Origin of the sequence: Mesorhizobium escarrei, assembly GCF_935825525.1 — a bacterium.
Classification (GTDB): Bacteria; Pseudomonadota; Alphaproteobacteria; order Rhizobiales; family Rhizobiaceae; genus Mesorhizobium; species Mesorhizobium escarrei.
Genome location: NZ_CAKXZT010000003.1, coordinates 13,097 through 13,552, shown reverse-complemented (window position 1 = coordinate 13,552; position 456 = coordinate 13,097). Strand labels below are relative to the sequence as shown.

1 pseudogene is annotated in these 456 nt (G+C 56.8%); it reads right to left on the bottom strand.

The features are described from left to right. Positions 1 to 244 (bottom strand): annotated as a pseudogene (locus tag NMG80_RS37665) (efflux RND transporter periplasmic adaptor subunit); the annotation flags it as partial. Positions 245 to 456 lie beyond the last annotated feature (212 nt).

Sequence of the window (456 nt, the reverse complement as noted above, 5' to 3'; positions counted from 1 at the left end):
CGACGGCGCCTATGTCGACATCGCGCGAGATGATCCGGCCACCGACCTCGAAGCCGACCTCGCTGACATAACGCGACTGGACGCGACCGGCGCCCTCCGCCACCGTGGCGAGCTTGTGAGGCGTCACCACCACTGCCCGCGCCTGCCGCGGAGCTGCTAATGCTGCCTTCTCCTCTTCGGAACAGCCAGCAAGACAAAGGCCGGTGAGACAGACACAAAGGAATTTGCCGTACGATAGGCGCATGAAAGCCTCCGCTCGAAAGGATCGAGGTTGCAGGGAACTGATGAGTGATGAGGAACTTCGGTCTAGCGGCCGAGGCCCGATCTCATATTGAACTTTTACGTCAAATCGACTGCATAGTCAATATGACAATTGCGCAATCGTGCAATGCAAAAAAGATATGACCAGTCGCTAAGATTGATCTTACAGAAGGAGGGAGATCGGGCGAGAGGCTG